The organism is Streptomyces sp. SudanB182_2057, from assembly GCF_964272715.1.
GTDB lineage: Bacteria > Actinomycetota > Actinomycetes > Streptomycetales > Streptomycetaceae > Streptomyces > Streptomyces rubradiris.
In genome coordinates this window covers 7,891,829-7,910,499 of record NZ_OZ186798.1, presented here as the reverse complement: position 1 = coordinate 7,910,499, position 18,671 = coordinate 7,891,829, and the positions used below count along the sequence as shown (strand labels likewise).

The following is an 18,671-nucleotide window of genomic DNA, read 5'->3' as shown; positions in this document are numbered from 1 at the left end:
CACACATGTCCTGCTGTGCACACATGCTCACACGCTCACGTGCGACGTGTTCACGTACACACGTGATCCGCCGTGAGGTGCGCTCCCAGCGGCTGCGAAAAACTCCTTTTGGTGCCTCAATTACCTCTTCAGGAGGGGCTGTTGACACCTGAAGCAGTGACTCCCTAGCGTGTAACCATACCGGTCAGTGTACTCAAGGGCCGATTCTCTGCCGAAGGAGATGAACGCATGGCGATCGACCTTTCCGGCAACACGAAGAAGGGCGCTCTGGAGCTGCCCAAGACCGCCACGGGATTCGATCAGGTCTTCCACGCCATCCGGGCTCGCAGGCCGAGGTTCGACAACAACCTTCCCGCGGAACCCCGTTGGAGCAGCGATCTCGTCCGGTCCGAGATCCACGCACCGACCGTGAAGCTCCAGGAGTTCGGCTACGACACCGGCGAACTCAACCGCGGCTACGGAGTCATCGACGACACCGCGGTCGTGGGCCCCACCCAGTTACTGACCCCGGAGGGCGTCTCCCGCCTGAAGGAGGTCTGCGACAACCTCGAGGCCTACGCGGGCAAGAGCGAGTTCATCGTCACCCGCCGGGTGCGCAGCGCGGATCTGATGTCTCCCTTCATCAACAACATGATCCGCGACCGCGACTTCCTGCTGGCCTGCTCGCGGATGGTGGGTGTGCCTCTCATACCGCACCCGCTGCGCACCCCGACCGTCCAGATCAACTACTTCGAAGGCAGCCGGACCGGCGCGCGGGAGATCGCGAAGTGGCACCGCGACGGGATGGACTACGTCTTCACCATCCAGCTCAACGAGGGCGACGAGTACGAGGGCGGCCGGTTCAAGTACTTCAAGGGCCGCACCGACGCCTTCGAGGGGGTCACCGAGGACGACGAGCGGATCACGGAAGCGCCCTGTGACGAGCTCGGCGCCACGCTCTTCATCCACGGCAGTCACCTGTACCACGCCGTCACGCCGGTGACCGCGGGCCGCCGCGTGACGTTCGTACTGTCGTTGTTCTGCCCCTACTTCGCGCGGCAGGACTCCAACACCTTCTGGCACCTCGCCGGCGACGACGGCATCGTGGCCACCGTGCCGAACTGGCTGCGCCTGAAGTGGCCGACGCGCAACCCGTCCATGGACTTCAGCCTGCGCGCCGGGAGCCCCGCCATCACGTGGTCCGACCTTCGGTGAGTCCGAGGGCCGTGCGGCCCCGCGGAGCTGTCACCTCCGCGGGGCCGGTCACCGAGCCGACCAGCCCGTCACCTCTCACGCAGCGAACCGCCCACTCGGCGTTCTAGGAGATCACATGTCGCAGCAGCTCGTCGATGCTCCCGTCCGGCAGGCCACCGGCCTCGTGGACCAGATCCGCTCCGGGCTGGCCATGTACCTGCGGGTACCGGAGGAGAGCATCAGTATTCCGCAGAACGTGGACAAGTACCACCACCGTGACGACCCCACGAAGTCGGACCCCGCCCTGGAAGAGGTCTTCCGCCTGATGTGGGCGCTGAACGAACGCGGTCTGTCGGACCGTCGGATCGGCAACACCTCGATGCGCGAACGGCCCCTCGTCGACGCCCTGGACGCGGTGCTCGGCGACATCGCCGCCGAACTCGGCTCCGCGCCCCTCCAGTACACCGAGCTGGGCCCGGAGCCGGTGAAGACCAAGTACATCATCGGCGACCTCCAGCGCCGCGGGCTGGACATCCGGCGGTACAACGGCGTGGACATCAACCCCGCCTCGCGGGAGACGATGCGGCGCGAGCTGGCCGCTCTCGTCCCGGCCGAGCGGTTCTCGTACCACCAGACCCTCTTCGAGAACCTCGGAGAGACCCGCTACCGCCTTCCGGGCGTGCGGAACCTGGTGACCATGCTCGGCTTCGAGGAGGGCAACGAACACCCGGCCGACATCAACGAGATGCTGGAACACATCCTGGAGCCCGGCGACCTGTTCCTGTCGGAGATGCAGATCCTCTCCGACGGCGGCTGGCACCCGATCTTCAACTTCTACCAGAACGACCTGATGCGGCGCTTCTCGAAGATAGCCCTGGAGCGCAGCCGGCCGCACGCGGACTCCGAGTACGGCGTGTACCTGGTGCCGGTGTCCCTCGGCACGGACGGCGCCCCCACGATGGCGGCCGTCACCGCGGAACGCGTCCACGAGTCCGGCGCCGACAGCATCTTCGTCACCAACTACTGTCTGAAGTTCGCCCTCCAGGAGTACCGGCACCTGCGGGAGGAGTCGGGCCGGCTGAAGGTGCTCAGCCAGCGCACCACCGCCGACGGCTCCGTCGTCTTCCAGCTGACGCAGCGGATCTGAGTCCCGATCGCCCGGGCCGGTTCCGGTGCGCCGCAACCACCGGAACCGGCCCCCCTTGCCGTGGGAGCATGCACGTGTCGCGCTCGATCGACTGGCACAACGGTCACATCCGACTGCTCGACCAACGGGCCCTGCCGTACGCCGAGCGGCAGTTGACCATCAGCACCGTGGACGAACTCATCGACGCCATCGGCACCCTGGCCGTCCGGGGCGCGCCGGCCCTCGGCATCGCCGGCGCGCTGGGCGTCGCCCTCTCGGCCGCCCGCCACGGCGGCGGCTGCCTCGGCGAGCGTGCCGTGCGCGCGGACGCGGAGCGGCTCGCCCGGGTCCGGCCGACCGCCGTCAACCTCTCGGCGGGCGTTCACCGGGCCCTGGCCGCGGTCGGCCGCGGTCCCGACGCGGTCCTCGCCACGGCACTGGCCCTGCTGGCGGAGGACGAACGGATCAACCGCTCCGCCGCCCGGAACGCCGCCGACTGGCTGCTGGACCGGCTCGGCCGGCGCCCCCTGCGCATCCTGACGCACTGCAACACCGGCGAGCTCGCCACCGGCGCGTGGGGCACCGCCCTGGGCACCGTGCGCGACCTGCACGCCCGGGGGCTGGTGGCGGAGGTGCTCGCCACCGAGACCCGGCCCCTGCTCCAGGGAGCCCGCCTGACCGTCTGGGAGCTTCAGAGGGAAAGCATCCCGGTACGCCTGTGCCCCGACAGCGCCGCCGCGTTCGCCCTGGCGTCCGGGCGCGTCGACTGCGTCCTGGTCGGCGCCGACCGGATCGCCGCCAACGGCGACACCGCCAACAAGATCGGAACGTACCCCCTCGCCCTGGCCGCGGCCCGGCACCGCGTCCCCTTCCTCGTGGTGGCCCCCACCTCCACCGTGGACGACAGCCTGCCGGACGGGTCCACGATCAGTATCGAGGAGCGGCCCGCCGAGGAAGTGCTCACCTTCGCGGGACAGCGGTCGGCACCGCCGGACACCGCCGTGTACAACCCGGCCTTCGACGTCACCCCGCACGATCTGATCGACGCCGTCGTCACCGAGCACGGCGTGTACGACACCGGCGACGCCCTGGCGCGCCGGATGACGGACGCCACCCGTCTGGTGCCGGACTTCCCGGCGCCCGGGGTCGGCTTCCAGGACCTGGCGGGGGTCTATCGCGCGCCCGGCCTGCTCCGGGCCGCGGCGCGCTCGGTGAGCCGGCGGGCGGGCACCGCGTTCAACGCGGTGCTGGGGATCGAGGCCCGCGGTTTCCCGCTGGCCGCCGCCGTCGCCGCCGAGACCTCCGTCCCGCTGGTCCTGGCCCGCAAGCCGGGCAAGACCCCCGGAAAGGTCCTGTCCGCGTCCTACACCAGCGAGTACTCCGCCGACACCCTGGAGATCCCGGCCGACGCCCTCGGCCCGGGACACGCCGTGCTGATCGTCGACGACGTGCTGGCCACCGGCGGCACCCTGACCGCTGCCCGTTCGCTGGTCGAGGCCGCGGGAGCCGCCGTCGCGGGGTGCGCGGTGCTCACGGAGATCACCCCGCTCAAGGGGGCCGAACGGCTGGCGCCGCTGCGTGTGGACGCGCTGCGCCGCGTCCCGGCCCCCTCCCCGTCCGACGAAGGAACCCCTTGATGAAGCCTGTGACCATCGCAGAGGACACCGAGCCGATGCGCGCGGAACTCGCCGAGGTCTGCCGGCGGCTCTACGGCCAGGGCTGGATGCCCGGCACCTCCGGCAATGTCTCCGTGCGCTCCGGCGACGCCGTCCTCATCACCGCGACCGGATGCGGCAAGGGCACGATCACCGCCGCCGACACCGTGCTCGTGGACCCCGACGGGGGTCTGCCCCTGGTCGGAGAGAGCGCGTGGCCCTCCGCCGAGACCACCATTCATCTCGCCGTCTACCGCACGTGTCCCGGGGCGCGAGCGGTCATCCACGCCCACGCTCCGCACGCCACCGCCCTCGCGACCGTGACCGGGCCCGCCCGGGACGTGGTGTTCGAGGACCTGGAGCTGGCCAAGGGACTCGGCGTCTCCGACCCTGCCCGGGTCCCCGTCCCCGTCTTCGCGAACCGGGCCGACGTGCCCCGCATCGCCGACGAGGTACGCGACCGCCTGAGCGGCCGCACGGACACCGCCCCCGCCCTCCTCATCGACCGGCACGGCGTCACCGTGTGGGGCGATGACCTGGAGCAGGCGTTCAACAGGCTGGAGTGCGTCGAGGAGTTGTGCCGGCTCGTCCTGCTGATCCGCCGTCACGGAGCCGGCCCCGTCGAGGAGCGAACCCCATGACACTTCTCCAGATCATGGCGGACGACGCCCCGGAACGGGTCCGGCTGCGCACCGACGACCCGGAGCGCGTCCGCTCGGCCCTCCAGCCGCTCGGGGTGCGCTTCGAACGCTGGGAGACGGTGGACCTGCCGCCCGACGCGTCCGACGAAGACGTCCTGGACGCCTACCGGCGCCAGATCGAAACGGTCGGCGAGGCCGGGAACTACCGGATCGTGGACGTCGCCCGGATGAAGCCCGCCCCCGACGACCCGGCCTGGCCGGAGAAGGCGGAGGCGGCACGCCGGAAGTTCCTGGACGAGCACTTCCACACCGAGGACGAGGTGCGGTTCTTCGTCGACGGGGCCGGCTGTTTCTATCTGCACGCGGACCGCCACGTCTACGCCACGGTGTGCACGAGGGGCGACCTCATCTCCGTACCGGCGCGGACGGTCCACTGGTTCGACATGGGGACGCGCCCCGACTTCACCGCCATCCGCTTCTTCCAGAAGGAGGACGGCTGGGTGGGCGAGTTCCTCGCGGACAGCGTCGCCTCCCGCTTCCCGACGCTCGAGCAGCTCCTGGCGGCGTCATGAGGGAAGCCGTCGTCCTCGACATCGAGGGCACCACCAGTTCCGGGACGCAGGTGCGCGGCGTCCTCTTCCCCTACGCCCGTGCCCGGCTGTCCTCCTGGATCGCCGCCCACCACGACGAGCCCGAGGTGCGGGCGGTCCTGGCGGAGGTCCGGCTCCTCGGCGGCACGGCGGCCGACGCACGGGACGAGGAGATCGTCGGTCTCCTGGAGCGCTGGTCCGACGAGGACCGCAAGGCACCGCCGCTGAAGCGTCTCCAGGGCATGATCTGGGCCGAGGGGTACGCGCGCGGCGACCTGACGGGACATGTCTACCCGGACACGGTGACCGCGCTCGCCGCCTGGCGACGGCGGCGCACTCCGGTCCACATCTACTCGTCGGGATCGGTCCAGGCGCAGCGACTGTGGTTCCGGCACAGCCCGTTCGGGGACCTGCGCGACCAGCTGTCCGGCTACTTCGACACCACCACCGCCGGGCCGAAGAAGGATCCGGCCTCCTACCGGGCCATCACCGCGGCCCTCGGCGCACCGGCCGACGGCATCACCTTCGCCTCCGACAGCGTCGAGGAGCTCGATGCCGCCCGGGCGGCGGGATGGCGCACCGTGCTGGTCCGGCGCGCCGCCGAGGAGGACTCCGGCGCCGCCAGCGAGGGCCCGGCCGGGCACCGGCACCCGGTGGTCCGGGACCTGCTGGCGGTCGCCCAGGAGGTTCCGGCGTGACGCGGGCACCCACGAGCCCGGCCGCTCTCCCCCTTCCTCCCGGCCGGCTCGACGCCCCCGGCCCGCTCGGCCCCCAGCCCGTTCCCCGCTCGGAGAACACACCATGACCACACCCGTACCGGACATCGCCGTCATCGGAGGGTCCGGCCTCTACACCCTTCTGGACGACGGGCATGACATCACCGTCGACACCCCCTACGGCGCCCCCAGCGCGCCGCCGACCATCGGCACTCTCGGCGGCCGCACGGTGGCCTTCCTGCCCCGTCACGGCCGACACCACGAATTCCCCCCGCACCGTGTCGACTACCGGGCCAACCTCTGGGCGCTCAGGGAACTCGGAGTGACCCGGATCCTGGCCACGGGCGCGGTGGGCAGCCTCACCCGGGACATCCCGCCCGGCAGCCTCGTCGTCCCCGATCAGCTGGTGGACCGCACCACCGGACGCACCCAGACCTTCTTCGACGGCCCGCACGTCGCGCACGCCACCTTCGCCGACCCGTACTGCGAGGAAGGGCGGACGGTGGTGCTGAAGGCCGCCGACCGCCGCGGCTGGGGCGCCGTCGACGGCGGCGTGCAGGTGGTGATCGACGGCCCGCGCTTCTCCACCCGGGCGGAGTCCCGCTGGTACGCCGCCCAGGGCTGGTCGCTCATCGGCATGACGGCCCATCCGGAGGTCGCCCTCGCCCGCGAACTCGGCCTGTGCTGTGTGCCGTTGTGCCTGGTCACCGATCACGACGCGGGCGTGGAGACGGGCACGGGCGTCACCCAGGAAGCGGTCATGGAGGCGTTCCGTGCCAACCTGCAGCGGCTGCGCGACGTTCTCGCCGAGTCGGTCGCGGCACTGCCGAGCGAGCCGATGTGCTCCTGCCGCGGTCTGCGTCCGGCGCCCCTGTGAACGCCTCCCGCACAGCCCAGTGGCCGGCATCGGGTGCGACGCCTGCGGTCGGCCCGACCGCGCGTTGTCAGGGGCGGTCCGCCGGCGTCGTGGCGCGTACCGCACCGCCGGTGGTGTCCAGGACGACGGCGTCGTCGGAGACCAGGTGTCCGGCCATCCCAATGTCCAGTCGCCGGCTGCCGGACGAACCGGCGCCGCTCGAACCGAAGGGGGTTTCCGGCCAGTTGCTCAATCGCACGCAGATGTCACCCGACAAGGGAGATCGCCGTGCGCCGGACGGGATGATCTCCCACTCGTGTCCTGGGAGGATTTCCACCACTCTGCCTTCCCGGTGTCCGGGACGGACGGTACCGGTCAGGGCGACGGTGGACTGACGGTGCCGTATTCCCCACCGCACGGAATCCGACGGAAGGGCCCCTTCCCAGTCGAGGAAGTGCCGGATCGCGGGGTGGTCCACCGGAGCGGAAGTGAAGAGGTCCACGCCCGAGACGGCCTCGGAGACCGCGTCGGCGAATTCGGGAGCTGCGTGGACGCTGCCGACGGACTCGGCCAGGACCAGGGCGTCCAGCCCGGATATCTCGGCGGGGTCGACGGAAACGACTCCGGTTCCCGCCACCAGAGGGCCGAGAAAGGTGTACAGGAGGTAGTCGATGGAACCCGCGGCGGCGACGGAGGCGTAGCCCGCTCCGGGTGTCAGACGGGTGAAGTGCAGGTCCGCCACCCTTCCGACCGTGCTCGCGTAACCCGAATAGGAAAGGGAGGAAACCGCCTCGCCCGTGTTCCGCCCCGCGAAGCAGTCGATGATCATCGGGGAGGCGACATCGGCGGGACGTCCGGGGCGGAAGGTGTGCCAGCGGGAGAAGGCGTCCTCGTAGGGCACCCACCCCGGCGCGTTCCCGCCCGCGGTGATGCCGACCCACGGCGGCGAGAGCGGCGTCTCCTGGGCCACTTCGGGGGTGGCGACGATGACGGTGGCGCCGCTCAGGACGGCGGTCTCCATCATTTCGCCGCTGCTGACGGGAATCGGGACGGGAACGATGATGGCGTTGAGTTTGATGACGGCCAGCATGATCTCCCACAACGCCGCGCCGTTGCGCAGGGAGACCAGGACACGGCTGCCCGGTCCGACTCCGTGACGAACGAGCCAGGCCGCGGCCCGGTCGGAGCGCTCTTTGAGTTCCGCGTAGGAGATCGAGCGCCGTACCCTCTTCTTGTCGTACCAGATCAGCGCGGATTTCCCGTTGCCGTCCGCATGTTCGTCGAACCAGTCGAGTGCCCAGTTGAATTCACCCAGCACGGGCCAGGTGAATTTCTTCACGTTGTCACCGGAAAGCATCCTTTCCAGGACGTCGATCCGTAAGTTTTCGAATATTGCTCCCGGAGAATTCAACCGTATCCTCCCGCGTTGATCGCATGCTTGGCCGACTTGATCAGAACCCTAGCCACACCCGTGCCCCCACGGAAGGGTGAGGGGGTGAATCCAGTCATCTCCCGCCCGCATTCGGTCACTTCACTCAAAGGCGCGGAATTTCATTCCACTGATCATTGACCCGGAGACGGTGCCGCACGACAACGAACCGACGACAACGGTGAAGCCCGTGCACCCTTCATGGACACACGGCAACGTCGGTGGACGCCGCGCCACATACGTGAAGGTTTCGTGGCGGCATCGACATTGAGGCCGAAGTCGCAGGTGCCGACGGGTATGCACCGGGGTTCACGAAGGCTCCCGGGACGGATGGCCGATTCCCGGGGGTTCGTATACAGGGCCGGACCGGCCGAGCAGCGCGGTGAGGAGCACCGCCGTGAGGGTTCCGGCGACGACTCCGCTGCCGAGGATCGTACGGGCCCAGCCGGGGAACCCCGCGTACAACTCCGGGCTGAGCAACGGCAGCAGCCCGACCGTGAGCGCGAGCGCGGCCGTCAGGTTGCCCGTCCCCGGGCCGGACAGGTCGGCTCGGCGGAGCATCTCGACGCCCATGACGGCGATGACGGCGTAGACGACGAGCGCGGAGCCGCCCACGACGGCCTCGGGTATGCCGGCCAGCGCCCGGGACACGGGTGTCGCGAGGCCCACGACGACCAGGAGCACGCCTGCCCCCGCGGTCACGAAGCGGCTGCGGACTCCGGTGAGCCGGCCGATCCCGATGTTCTCGGCACTGGTGATCATCAGGGAGGTGCCGAACAGTCCGCCGGCCAGGGAGACGAGGGCGTCGGCGCGGGCGACGCGCGGAACGTCCCGCTCGGGAGCGGGAGTCCGGCCCACGGTCTCGCTGTTGAGCACCGTCTGCCCGGTGATCTCGGCCAGCGTGGTGAGGCTGAACACGAGCAGCGGAAGGGCGGCCACGAGGTCGAAGCGCGGTGGCCCGAAGGGCAGGAAGGCGGGCAGTGCGAAGCCCGCGCCGGCCGCGGGGGCGAAGGTGCCGAGTCCGGTCGTCACCGCCACGACGGTTCCGGCCGCCATCCCGATGAGGACGGAGGTCTGCCGCCATACGCCGCGCAGCAGCACGTACGCGGCGACGGTCGCCGCGACCGTGAGCGCGGCCAGGAGCACCGCGCGCGGCTCGCCCCTGCCGTCCGGACCGGTCACGAGCCGGGCGGCGACGCGGATCATCGCGATCCCGATGAGCAGGACGGTCACGCCCATGACCAGGGGCGGGAAGAGCCGTACGACACGGGTGTACAGGGGCAGTACGGCGAGCAGCAGCGCTGCCGCCAGGAGCACGGAACCGGTGGCGGTCGCCGCGCCGTGCTCCTGGGCGATCTGGAGGAACAGCGCCGTCGCGGCACCGCCGGGCAGCATGACGAACGGCAGGCGGCCGCCGATCCGCCACACGCCGAGGGACTGGAGCAGGGCGCCCGCGCCGCACAGCAGCAGGACGGCGCTCAGCAGCGAGGCCGTCGCACCGGACGGCATCCTCAGGGTGCCGGCGACGAGGAAGACGGTGGAGACGGGGGCGGCGATCAGTACCAGGACGTGCTGGGCGGCCAGCGGCACGAGCCGCCGCAGCGGCACCCGCGCGTCGACGGCTTCGGCGGAGGGGGCGGCAGCCGGGGCCGGGATGCCCGTCATGCGGTCACGTCCAGCCACGGGATGTCGGCCGCCGGGTAACGGTAGGCGCGGAAGACGGCGTTGGGCTCGGACGGGAAGAGGCCCCGGACCTCGCTCTCCGCATAGCCGGCGAAGTACGGGACGACGTACTCCCAGCACAGGTAGCCGTCCTTCGTCACCTCGAACAACCGCCCGGACGGAGAGTCGGTCACGAGCGTGTTGCCGTTCGGCAGGCGCTGTGCGGAGCCCATGAAGGGCGCGAAGAAGAACTCGCGGGCCGGGTCGTGGTACTCCCACACGATGTCCCCGTCCGCCCGGTCGATCTCGATGACGCGCGAGTACGGCACGTCGTGGCCGGGCCGGAAGACGCCGTTGTCGAAGACCAGCAGCCGTCCGTCGTCCAGTTCGGTGGGCGCGTGCTGCTGGCTGACCGTGCCGGGGCGGCTGCGCCAGAGGATGTCGCCGGTCTCGCGGCTGATGACGACGACGGCCGAGACACTGCGCAGGCTGGCGAGGATGTTGCCGTCCCGCAGGGGCGTGACGCTGTTGATGAGGGGCCAGTGCTCACGGGCGTACGCCTCGTGCAGCGGGAAGGACGCGCGGTCGAGGTGCTCGGCGGCGCGCCAGGACCACAGGAGTTCGCCGTCCGGACCGACCTCCCTGATGGTGTCCGCCCAGACGACGTCGCCCGCGGCCTCGGAACCGGGCACTCCGCCTCGTACGGCCGCCGCCTGGGCCCCGGTCAGGGCCTCCAGGGCCGTATAGAGTATCCGGCCGTCGTCCAGGTGGTGTGCGTCGTGGTGCTGGAGGGGGTCGCGGTGCTCCCGCAGCACCGTTCCGTCGGGTGCCGCGCGGAGCATGACGCCGCCCCGGTACTTGTGCCACATCGGGAAGAGGGCCTTCTCACCCGGGAGCACCCCGTTGTAGGCGAGGGTTCCGTCGGCCAGGAGGCGGGCGTGGCGGCCGGGCCGGTACGGGAGGTCCCAGCGGTGCACGGTGCGGCCGTGGATGTCGATGAGGTAGACCTCGCCGGTGCCGGTGAGCGGCGCGTAGAGGGTGTAGCCGTCGGACACGGCCGTCTCGTCGAGGGCGATGAGGCCGGTGGGACGCCGACGGCGTGAATTCTGGTCGATCGGGGGCACGGCGGAACTCCTCGCTCCTTCAAATTTTCTTTGACGTGATCAATCGACTTTGACGCTAGAGGTGTTGTGTGACGGGCGTGTGTCGGCAGTACGAAACCGCCTGCGGCCGCTCGCCGCGCGCCGCGTAAGGTGCCGTCAGGCACCGTCGACCAGGGAGCACGGCGCCGCGGGGCGGGAGAGGACGGGAGCATCATGGAGGCCGGGAACACACCTCGGGTGGGTGCTGCCGTACGTCGTCGCCGCCGGGCACTCGACCTGACGCTCGCCGAGGTGGCACGGCGCAGCGGGCTCTCTTCCCCGTTCCTGAGCCAGATCGAGAACGACCGGGCGCGCCCCAGCATGCGCTCGTTGCAGCGGATCGCGGACGCCCTCGGCACCACGGCGGTACAGCTCCTCGCGGCCTCGGACGAGACCCGCACGGTCGACGTGGTGCGCGCGGGCGACGACAGCGGCCTAGACCGGGAGGCACGGGTGCGGCCGGTGGTCCGCGGCCGCCATCAGCTGCACGCGCTGGAATTCGTCGGCGCACATGAGGCGGACCGCGAGTTCCGGCACCGCAACGACGAGTTGATGTACGTGGCGGACGGCTCGGTGGAGGTGGAGGCCGAGGGCCGGATCCACCGGCTGGGGCGCGGGGACACGCTGCTGCTGTCCGGCGGCGTCCGGCACCGCTGGCGCTCCACCGAGCCGGGGGCACGGGTCCTGGTGGTCGCCGTGGGTGACCATGTGGAGGTGGTCGAGTCGTGACGGCAGACACGGGGCGCCGGGGACGCCGGCCCGGAGCGCGGCTTCCACGACGGAGATGAGCAGGCAGGAGGTCCTTGTCCGCCTTACCTGCCGTGTCCCAGGCCGTAGACCCGAGGACGGCCGGGAGACGGAGACGCGTTCATCGAGCAGTCCTTCCCCTTCGGCCCCACCCACAGCGCTGCGCCCGGCGGACTCGGGCCAGGCTAGGCCGGTGCCGGCCGGGTCGGTGTTCGCCCGGTGGAACGCGTTGTCCGAGGCTGCGCCTAGGGTGGCTGACCAGATCACCGGCAGGGTGTTGCCGAGGATTTCCAGAGCGATTGTCGGAGTTGGCATGCCTTGGTGGAACAGGAAGCCCGGAACGCGGGCCAACTGGGTACTCGAGCCGTTGGTCGGGGTGGGACCGTTGCGGTTCGGGATGACCCCCGACCAGGTGGCGACGGCTCTCGATGGGGCGGTCGCCTACGTCTCGCAGGGCTTGGACAGCGGGATGGGTTGGGGCCGTTACGGCGACTGGGGTGTGACTGCGGTATACGGGCAGGGTTCTGGTCTGGTCGCGGTGGCCATCGACGCGATGGATGGGCCTCTGGTGCGGCTGCGGGACGTTGAGCTGATCGCCCGTGTACCGTCCGAGGTCCGCTCGGACATCCACGACCTCGCACGCCGGGAGAAGGCCTCGGTGCGGGTGAACTGGAGCGGTGATCCCGAAGTCGAGGCATGGGGGGTTTCCATGGGCGCCGCTCTGGAATGGGGGCTGTCGCCCGAGGGCTACGCGGAACGACGGGACGCAGTGATCACCGATGCCCTCTTCGTCGCCCCCGGCCTGGCTGCGGATCCCTACGGCTCCGAACCGATCATCCAGTGGTGCGATGTCCGCGAGCGGGATTCGAATGCGGGAGCGTGGCCGATGAAGGCCGAGCAGGAACGGCTCTCCTGGGATTGGACACCGCTGGAGAGGATTGGGCCGCTCAGTTTTGGTATGTGCCCGTCACAGGTCGCGGCCGCACTGAATGAGGAGCCAGCCATCCGTCGCGGCCGGCACTCTTACGGAGAGCCGTGGGAAGAGCCCGGCGAGTGGTTCCTACAGGAAGACCGCTACGATACGGCCGGTGTCACCGCGCACTACTCCTACGGACATGGCCAGCATCCTGTTCTAGGTGCCGTCACTGTTCACGGCCGCACTGGCCCGCAGGTCGAGTTCGACGGCATTCGCCTGATCGGCAGGCCGGTTTCCGCTGTTGACGCGGCCTTGACCCGGCATGTCAAGGACAGCGGAACGGGCCTGGTCATCGGCTGCGGAGGAGATCCGGGATTGGACGGTCTCAAAATGTACATCCGAGCCACCAGGGTCGGCGACACGGCAGTGAGTGAGGCGCGGTTCTGCGGAGCGGAGTGGGAAGACCACGGCTGGCCTACGCGCCGTCAGGCCCGTTGATCACGGCCGGCTCCGCAAGCTGGATCGTGGACGACGACCTGTGGGCACTGATTGAGCCGGATAGCCGAGGCACCCCCACGCGCCCGTTCGCTACTCATGCCTCTCGCGCTCCGAACGAGCCTTGGCGGGAGGCTCGTTGTGGGTGATCCGGACCGGCGCGTTCGCCTTCGCCCGTGCGCGGTCGGAAGCCGCCGCTATCTCCTCGTAGGTCCATTCCCTGTACAGACGCTCTCCGTGGGCATCGGTGATGTCGATGACCACGCCGGTCCATTCCTCGGCGGGCTGTTCGGGGACGAGTCCCAGTTCGTATGTAGCGCTCTGGAGCAGGGATTCGGTGACACGTACGCCGGTGAGTCTCTCTGCCAGAGCGAGAACCGCCGCCTTCCCGTCGACGACCGGGGCGCTGTCGTCGTGCTCTCCCTCGGGAGTCAGTGGGAAGCCGACTTCCCGCAACAAGGGAACCAGTTCGTCGGGGCTGCTGCCGTCCCGCACCGAGGGCCACTCGAACGTCGTACGGAGCTGACCGTCCTCGAACCAGTGGAAGAGGTCGATGGGCTTGCCACCGTTGCTCGAGTGCGCCACGACCCGGCCGCCCTCCGACAGCGACTCCGCGTACGGCGACCCAAGGCCACCGTCAAAGCCGAGGACAACCGTCCAGTCGCCGTCCTCACCTGGGACCTTGAAGGCGCCCGCGACGTGGGAATCGTCCCAGTAGTCGTCATCCACCTCGGCACGGTAAGCGTCATCCGCCTCGATCAGCCCGGTCGTGCCCTCCCCAGTGCCGCGCGGTTCCGCCTGCATCGCACGCAGCACCTCCTGCGGGCTCCGCCCCCGAATCAGTGTCAGGGTGTATCCGCTCTCCATCATGTGGCGGAAGAGCGGCGAGGTGCGGACCCATGCGTAGTCGTGTGCGGTCACCAAGTTCATACGACGCAGTCTGCCTGGCACCTCTGACAATGGCTGCCAAACCGATTCTCACGGCTGGAGCTGGGACTCCGACTTCGCCTGTCCTGATCCCGGCGCGCTCCAAGGCGTTCCCGTGGCACTGACCGACGAGGCGATCGCGAAGATCCGGTCCCTGATTCAGTCCGGTGAACTGTCGCCCGGTGCGCGCCTGCCGCCCGAACCCCGACTGGCCACCCAGATGGGCTTGTCCCGCAGTGGTGTGCGGGAGGCGGTGAAGGACCTGGAGTCGGCCCGCGTGCCTCGCACGTCATGCTCGCCGAGCACGAGGCCATCTACAACGCCCTGTGCGCCCGCGACCAGTTGCTCGCACAGGCCAGCGCCATAGTGCACGTCACCACCTCGGAAGTGCGGCTGCGCTCGGTGCTGGCCGGCTCCTCGGATCCGCCCCCCCGCACCGATACCGCACGAGTGATTGACGCAGTGACATGACCATGCAACGCTGCGTGGGAGCGCTCCCACCCCGTCCCGTCCAGCCCAGGAGCAGCCCATGACCTCCCCCTTCCCAGGCGTCCGGCGTCGTTGTCGCGTGGCGGCTGTCGGTCTGGTGACGGCGCTCGCCCTCGCCGGCACGCTGACCGACGCCACCGGCGCCGCGGGGCCCGCGCCCACCGCGGCGGCGCCCACAGCCGCCCCCGACGACTCCCCGGTCCGGATCAACCAGCTCGGGTATCTCCCGGACGGCCCGAAACGCGCCACCGTCGTCAACTCGTCGGCGCAGCCGCTGGCGTGGCAGCTGGTCGACGCCTCCGGCCGGACCGTCGCCTCCGGCTCCACGACGCCGCGCGGCGCCGACGCGGCGTCCGGCGACTCCACCCACCTTGCCGACTTCACGTCGTACCGGGGCGTCGGCAAGGGCTTCCGGCTGGTGGTGGACGGGCAGAGCAGTCCGGCGTTCGACATCCGTGCCGGCCTCTACGGTTCCCTGTTCTCGGACTCGATGTCCTTCTTCTACCAGCAGCGCAGCGGCACGCCGATCGAGGCATCCCTCGCCGGGGCGGCCTACGCGCGGCCGGCCGGACACCTGGGCGTGGCACCCAACATGGGGGACACACAGGTGCCCTGCCAGGCCGGTGTCTGCGACTACTCCCTCGACGTCCGCGGCGGCTGGTACGACGCCGGCGACCAGGGCAAGTACGTGGTGAACGGCGGCATTTCCACCTGGCTGCTGATCAACTCCTACGACCGGGCGGCGCGTGCGGGCACGGCCAAGGCCCTCGGCGACTCCACGCTGCGGGTCCCCAGCGCGGCAACCGCGTACCGGATGTGCTCGACGAGGCCCGCTGGGAGCTGGAGTTCCTGCTGCGCATGCAGGTGCCGGACGGGCGGCCGTACGCCGGCATGGCCTTCCACAAGATCCACGATGCCAACTGGACGGGGCTGCCCACCCGTCCCGAGCAGGACCCGCAGCCGCGCGAACTGCACCGGCCCTCCACGGCGGCCACCCTCAACCTCGCGGCGACGGCCGCGCAGTGCGCCCGGGTCTACGCCCCGTTCGACCGGGCGTTCGCGGCACGCTGCCTGACCGCCGCGCGCAAGGCATGGGCCGCCGCCGAGGCGAACCCCGGGGTGATCGCGCCGGACTCCGACAGCACGGGCGGCGGCGCGTACGGCGACGGTCGGGTGAGCGACGAGTTCTACTGGGCGGCGGCCGAACTGTACGCGGCCACCGGGGAGAAGACGTACCGCGACGCCGTCACCTCCTCCCCCTGGCACACGTCCTCGGACGTCTTCACCTCCTTCGGCTTCGGGTGGGCCGAGACCGCGGCCCTCGGGCGCCTCACCCTCGCCACCGTGCCGAACCGGCTGCCGGCCCCGGACGTGGCCCGGCTGCGCGCCTCCGTCGTCTCCGCCGCCGACGGCTACCTCACCACCTTGGGCACCCAGGGCTACCCGGTCCCGATCCCCTCGTCGGCGTACGTCTGGGGCTCCAACAGCCAGGTCGCGAACAACGCCCTCGTCATGGGCGTCGCCTACGACCTGACCCGGCAACGGCGTTACCGTGACGGCGCCGTCGAAACGATGGACTACCTGCTGGGCCGCAATACGCTGGGGACTTCCTATGTCACCGGCTACGGCACCCGGTACTCCCACAACCAGCACCACCGGTTCTGGGCGCACGCGTACGACGCCTCGCTGCCCAACCCGCCCGCGGGCTCCCTGGCGGGCGGACCCAACAGCGCCCTTCAGGACCCCGTGGCCGAGGAGCGGTTGCCCGGATGCCGGCCGGCTGCCTGCTACGTGGACGACATCGGCTCGTACTCGACCAACGAGGTCGCCATCAACTGGAACGCTCCCCTGGCCTGGCTGGCCGCCTTCGCCGCCGAGGACCGGCACAACTCCTGAGCGAGCGGCGGCGGTTCACGACCTGAACGACCTGAACGGCGTGAAGGGCGTGAAGGGCGTGAAGGGCGTGAACGGCGTCAACGCGGCACAACCGCGGCCGGGCTACGCGGCGACCGACACGGAGGTGTGGATTCGATGGCGACCGCCGGCCGCTCCCTACCCGTGGAAGGTCGTGACCTCTTCGAGCGCGGCCCGCTCGGTCGTGACGTGGTTGACGGGCGCGGCCTCGTCGGCGTATCCGAAGGAGATGCCCACGAGCAACCGGCCCGTGGTGATTGCGAGTTCGGTGCGGACCGTGTCGGCGTAGAAGCTCAGCAGCCCCTGCGGGCAACTGGCCACGCCGTACGCGGTCATCGCCAGGAGCAGCGTCTGCATGTAGGCGCCGACGTCGGCGGCCAGCCGGGGCCCGCCGTCCCCGGTGACGAACAGGAACGCGGCGTGCGGCGCGCCGTAGAAGCCCAGGCTCCGCGCGTCGTAGGCCGCGCGCGCCTCGTGGTCGTCGGGGCCGATGCCCAGCGCTCCGTACAGGCGGGCGCCGAACGCCGCCCGGCGCGCCTGGTGCACCTGCGCGTACATGTCCTCGGAGTACGGGAAGTCGGCCGAGGTGCGGTGTGCGGCGTGGGCGGCCCGCAAGGCATCCGCCAGGCGCTCGCGCGCGGCGCCGCTGACCACCTCCACCCGCCACGGCTGCGCGTTGGAGTTGGACGGCGCGGCGCCGGCCAGCGAGAAGATCGCGCGCATGGTGTCCTCGGGCACGGCGTCCGGGCGGAACGCGCGGGTCGCGTGCCGGCCGCGTATCAACTTCTCCGCGCAGCCGCTCAGTTCGCTGGGGACCAACAGGCTCATGGAACGCTCCTCGACAACATGATGTAAACGTGACCGTTTACTTGCGGACACCGCCGGACCCTAGCAGAGGTCTCCCGTCGAGGTAAACGCAGACGTATACTTGGCGCATGAGTGCGACGACTACCGCCCCCGGGGCGCGCGGGCGTGGCGGGCGGGAGCGCATCCTGGCCGCCGCCGCCCGGCTGTTCGCGGTCCAGGGGATCAACGCGACCGGCATGGAGCAGGTCGCGGAGGCGGCACCGGTGTCCAAGCGGACGCTCTACGCGCACTTCCGCACCAAGAGCGACCTGGTGATCGCCCACCTCCAGGACCTCGCCTCGTCGGGGGCGACCCTGGAGAGCGTGCTGACCCGCGAGGACATCCCGCCGCGGGAACGGATCCTCGGGCTGTTCGACCAGCCCGCGCCGGAGGCGGTACCGGTGCGCGGGTGCCCGTTCATCGACGCCGCGGCGGAGTTCCCCGACCCGGACAGCACCGTCCACTCCTACGCCCGCGAGCAGAAACTACGGATGGTGGAGCTGGTCACCGCGCTGGTGACGGAACTGGGCTGCCGCGAGCCGGCCGCACTCGCCGAACAGCTGGTCACCCTGGCGGACGGGGCGGCCAGCCGGGCCATGGTGCTGGGCGACGCGGACTACGGCCGGCACGCGCGGGCGGCAGCGGAGACGCTTCTCGCGCACGCCCTCGCGGGGTGACCACCGACCTTCGGCAGCAGCCCCTCCCTCACGGGGCGGTCAGCCGGTCGCGCCGGGGGAGGCGCGGTGCCGGTCCAGGATGCCCTCGACGGTCCTCATCAGCCGGTCCCCCGCCTGGTCGATGCTTCCGTTCTGCGTGCTGACCTGCGCGCCTTCGAGTACGAAGGTGATCTCGGCCGCGGCCTGCTCGGGGTCGGACAGTCCGGCCTCGGCACACATGCCGATCAGTCTGCGGGTCTGGTGGGCCTTGTGCTCCTCGATCACTCGCCGCGCCGGGTCGGAGCGGTCGGGCAGTTCGGCGAGGGAGTTGATGAACGGGCAGCCCCGGTGTGAGATGCCCGGCAGTCCTTCGGCGATGAAGCGGGCCAGGCCGAGGATCTGCTCCCTGGGGCGGCCGGGGTGTTCGGCCTCGACCCGGTCGAAGGCCGCCTGGTAGTCGGCGGCGACGATCCGCAGCCACTCCGCGACCAGGGCGTCCTTGGTCTCGAAGTGCCGGTAGATCGCCATTTTGGTGGTCTCGGCCTTCTCGGCGATCGCCTGGACGCTCACCCGCCGGATCCCCTCGCTCTGGAAGAGCTCTTCCGCCGCGTCGAGGATGCGCTCACGAGGCGGCAGTTTGGCCACCCTGCCCGGCCTTCTGGCGGTCGCTGCCATGACTACTCCGTGACGT

The 18,671-nt window shown here is 70.5% G+C and carries 18 protein-coding genes and 1 pseudogene; 13 read left to right on the top strand and 6 right to left on the bottom strand.

The annotated features are described in order from the left end of the window. The first annotated feature begins 228 nt into the window (after positions 1 to 228). The 7 genes from ACSURM_RS35180 (at position 229) to ACSURM_RS35150 (ending at position 6,778) form a co-directional block, all read left to right on the top strand. Positions 229 to 1,194 carry a hypothetical protein gene (locus tag ACSURM_RS35180; RefSeq protein ID WP_436960005.1) on the top strand — a complete coding sequence of 322 codons (966 nt, stop codon included), beginning with the start codon at positions 229 to 231 and terminating at the stop codon, positions 1,192 to 1,194. 115 nt (positions 1,195 to 1,309) lie between these two features. Then, positions 1,310 to 2,320 (top strand): hypothetical protein, encoded by a 1,011-nt coding sequence (locus ACSURM_RS35175; RefSeq protein WP_436960004.1) that lies wholly within the window; start codon positions 1,310 to 1,312, stop codon positions 2,318 to 2,320. A 68-nt stretch (positions 2,321 to 2,388) separates the two neighbouring features. Beyond that, positions 2,389 to 3,936 carry an S-methyl-5-thioribose-1-phosphate isomerase gene (gene mtnA / locus ACSURM_RS35170; protein WP_436960003.1) on the top strand — a complete coding sequence of 516 codons (1,548 nt, stop codon included), beginning with the start codon at positions 2,389 to 2,391 and terminating at the stop codon, positions 3,934 to 3,936. Next, complete coding sequence (gene mtnB / locus ACSURM_RS35165) at positions 3,936 to 4,595, top strand: methylthioribulose 1-phosphate dehydratase (RefSeq protein ID WP_436960002.1); 660 nt, start codon at positions 3,936 to 3,938, stop codon at positions 4,593 to 4,595. The genes mtnA and mtnB overlap by 1 nt, the downstream gene beginning before the upstream one ends. Beyond that, on the top strand, positions 4,592 to 5,167 hold the full coding sequence (locus ACSURM_RS35160; RefSeq protein ID WP_436960001.1) for a 1,2-dihydroxy-3-keto-5-methylthiopentene dioxygenase: 576 nt from the start codon (positions 4,592 to 4,594) through the stop codon (positions 5,165 to 5,167). Before mtnB ends, ACSURM_RS35160 begins: the two co-directional genes overlap by 4 nt. Beyond that, a complete protein-coding gene (gene mtnC, locus ACSURM_RS35155; RefSeq protein WP_436960000.1) occupies positions 5,164 to 5,883 on the top strand; it encodes an acireductone synthase in 720 nt (239 codons plus the stop codon). The genes ACSURM_RS35160 and mtnC overlap by 4 nt, the downstream gene beginning before the upstream one ends. Before the next feature lie 103 nt (positions 5,884 to 5,986). After that, the gene (locus ACSURM_RS35150; RefSeq protein ID WP_436959999.1) at positions 5,987 to 6,778 is read left to right on the top strand and encodes an S-methyl-5'-thioadenosine phosphorylase; all 792 of its coding nucleotides are present in this window, start codon (positions 5,987 to 5,989) and stop codon (positions 6,776 to 6,778) included. Positions 6,779 to 6,845: 67 nt separating this feature from the next. On the opposite strand, the gene ACSURM_RS35145 is transcribed toward ACSURM_RS35150, so the two are convergent. From ACSURM_RS35145 to ACSURM_RS35135, 3 genes are all read right to left on the bottom strand, one after another. Continuing rightward, a complete protein-coding gene (locus ACSURM_RS35145) occupies positions 6,846 to 8,168 on the bottom strand; it encodes an AMP-binding protein (RefSeq protein WP_436959998.1) in 1,323 nt (440 codons plus the stop codon). A gap of 327 nt (positions 8,169 to 8,495) precedes the next feature. Continuing rightward, complete coding sequence (locus tag ACSURM_RS35140) at positions 8,496 to 9,851, bottom strand: uracil-xanthine permease family protein (protein ID WP_436959997.1); 1,356 nt, start codon at positions 9,849 to 9,851, stop codon at positions 8,496 to 8,498. Then, entirely contained in the window at positions 9,848 to 10,972 is a 1,125-nt protein-coding gene (locus ACSURM_RS35135) for an aryl-sulfate sulfotransferase (RefSeq protein WP_436959996.1), read from the bottom strand. The genes ACSURM_RS35140 and ACSURM_RS35135 overlap by 4 nt, the downstream gene beginning before the upstream one ends. A gap of 192 nt (positions 10,973 to 11,164) precedes the next feature. Between ACSURM_RS35135 and ACSURM_RS35130 the strand changes: the two genes are divergently transcribed. Together ACSURM_RS35130 and ACSURM_RS35125 are read left to right on the top strand one after the other, a co-directional pair. Beyond that, entirely contained in the window at positions 11,165 to 11,719 is a 555-nt protein-coding gene (locus ACSURM_RS35130; RefSeq protein WP_436959995.1) for a helix-turn-helix domain-containing protein, read from the top strand. A gap of 415 nt (positions 11,720 to 12,134) precedes the next feature. Further along, positions 12,135 to 13,151, top strand: a complete 1,017-nt coding sequence (locus ACSURM_RS35125; protein ID WP_436959994.1) for a hypothetical protein — start codon at positions 12,135 to 12,137, stop codon at positions 13,149 to 13,151. A 90-nt stretch (positions 13,152 to 13,241) separates the two neighbouring features. On the opposite strand, the gene ACSURM_RS35120 is transcribed toward ACSURM_RS35125, so the two are convergent. Further along, a complete protein-coding gene (locus tag ACSURM_RS35120; protein WP_436959993.1) occupies positions 13,242 to 14,078 on the bottom strand; it encodes a DUF6461 domain-containing protein in 837 nt (278 codons plus the stop codon). Between the two features lie 112 nt (positions 14,079 to 14,190). Between ACSURM_RS35120 and ACSURM_RS35115 the strand changes: the two genes are divergently transcribed. The 3 genes and pseudogenes from ACSURM_RS35115 to ACSURM_RS35105 all read left to right on the top strand — a co-directional run bounded on the left by ACSURM_RS35115 (position 14,191) and on the right by ACSURM_RS35105 (position 16,460). Then, positions 14,191 to 14,442, top strand: coding sequence for a FadR/GntR family transcriptional regulator (locus ACSURM_RS35115; RefSeq protein WP_436959992.1), 252 nt, complete (start codon positions 14,191 to 14,193; stop codon positions 14,440 to 14,442). Next, on the top strand, positions 14,367 to 14,546 hold the full coding sequence (locus ACSURM_RS35110) for an FCD domain-containing protein (RefSeq protein WP_436961280.1): 180 nt from the start codon (positions 14,367 to 14,369) through the stop codon (positions 14,544 to 14,546). Before ACSURM_RS35115 ends, ACSURM_RS35110 begins: the two co-directional genes overlap by 76 nt. 58 nt (positions 14,547 to 14,604) lie before the next feature. Then, positions 14,605 to 16,460: pseudogene (locus ACSURM_RS35105) on the top strand (glycoside hydrolase family 9 protein). Positions 16,461 to 16,616: 156 nt separating this feature from the next. Here ACSURM_RS35105 and ACSURM_RS35100 read toward each other — a convergent pair. Continuing rightward, positions 16,617 to 17,306, bottom strand: a complete 690-nt coding sequence (locus ACSURM_RS35100) for a nitroreductase (protein WP_436959991.1) — start codon at positions 17,304 to 17,306, stop codon at positions 16,617 to 16,619. Positions 17,307 to 17,413: 107 nt separating this feature from the next. Between ACSURM_RS35100 and ACSURM_RS35095 the strand changes: the two genes are divergently transcribed. Next, a complete protein-coding gene (locus tag ACSURM_RS35095) occupies positions 17,414 to 18,001 on the top strand; it encodes a TetR family transcriptional regulator (RefSeq protein WP_436959990.1) in 588 nt (195 codons plus the stop codon). A 39-nt stretch (positions 18,002 to 18,040) separates the two neighbouring features. Here ACSURM_RS35095 and ACSURM_RS35090 read toward each other — a convergent pair whose 3' ends face one another. After that, positions 18,041 to 18,655 (bottom strand): TetR/AcrR family transcriptional regulator, encoded by a 615-nt coding sequence (locus tag ACSURM_RS35090; RefSeq protein WP_436959989.1) that lies wholly within the window; start codon positions 18,653 to 18,655, stop codon positions 18,041 to 18,043. Between the last annotated feature and the right edge of the window lie 16 nt (positions 18,656 to 18,671).

Excerpts from the sequence above, each read along its gene's own strand:
- ACSURM_RS35180 (WP_436960005.1), top strand. The coding sequence starts at position 229 with ATGGCGATCGACCTTTCCGGCAACACGAAGAAGGGCGCTCTGGAGCTG.
- ACSURM_RS35175 (WP_436960004.1), top strand. The coding sequence starts at position 1,310 with ATGTCGCAGCAGCTCGTCGATGCTCCCGTCCGGCAGGCCACCGGCCTC.
- mtnA (WP_436960003.1), top strand. The coding sequence starts at position 2,389 with ATGCACGTGTCGCGCTCGATCGACTGGCACAACGGTCACATCCGACTG.
- mtnB (WP_436960002.1), top strand. The coding sequence starts at position 3,936 with ATGAAGCCTGTGACCATCGCAGAGGACACCGAGCCGATGCGCGCGGAA.
- ACSURM_RS35160 (WP_436960001.1), top strand. The coding sequence starts at position 4,592 with ATGACACTTCTCCAGATCATGGCGGACGACGCCCCGGAACGGGTCCGG.
- mtnC (WP_436960000.1), top strand. The coding sequence starts at position 5,164 with ATGAGGGAAGCCGTCGTCCTCGACATCGAGGGCACCACCAGTTCCGGG.
- ACSURM_RS35150 (WP_436959999.1), top strand. The coding sequence starts at position 5,987 with ATGACCACACCCGTACCGGACATCGCCGTCATCGGAGGGTCCGGCCTC.
- ACSURM_RS35140 (WP_436959997.1), bottom strand. The coding sequence starts at position 9,851 with ATGACGGGCATCCCGGCCCCGGCTGCCGCCCCCTCCGCCGAAGCCGTC.
- ACSURM_RS35130 (WP_436959995.1), top strand. The coding sequence starts at position 11,165 with ATGGAGGCCGGGAACACACCTCGGGTGGGTGCTGCCGTACGTCGTCGC.
- ACSURM_RS35125 (WP_436959994.1), top strand. The coding sequence starts at position 12,135 with ATGACCCCCGACCAGGTGGCGACGGCTCTCGATGGGGCGGTCGCCTAC.
- ACSURM_RS35120 (WP_436959993.1), bottom strand. The coding sequence starts at position 14,078 with ATGAACTTGGTGACCGCACACGACTACGCATGGGTCCGCACCTCGCCG.
- ACSURM_RS35110 (WP_436961280.1), top strand. The coding sequence starts at position 14,367 with ATGCTCGCCGAGCACGAGGCCATCTACAACGCCCTGTGCGCCCGCGAC.
- ACSURM_RS35100 (WP_436959991.1), bottom strand. The coding sequence starts at position 17,306 with ATGAGCCTGTTGGTCCCCAGCGAACTGAGCGGCTGCGCGGAGAAGTTG.
- ACSURM_RS35095 (WP_436959990.1), top strand. The coding sequence starts at position 17,414 with ATGAGTGCGACGACTACCGCCCCCGGGGCGCGCGGGCGTGGCGGGCGG.
- ACSURM_RS35090 (WP_436959989.1), bottom strand. The coding sequence starts at position 18,655 with ATGGCAGCGACCGCCAGAAGGCCGGGCAGGGTGGCCAAACTGCCGCCT.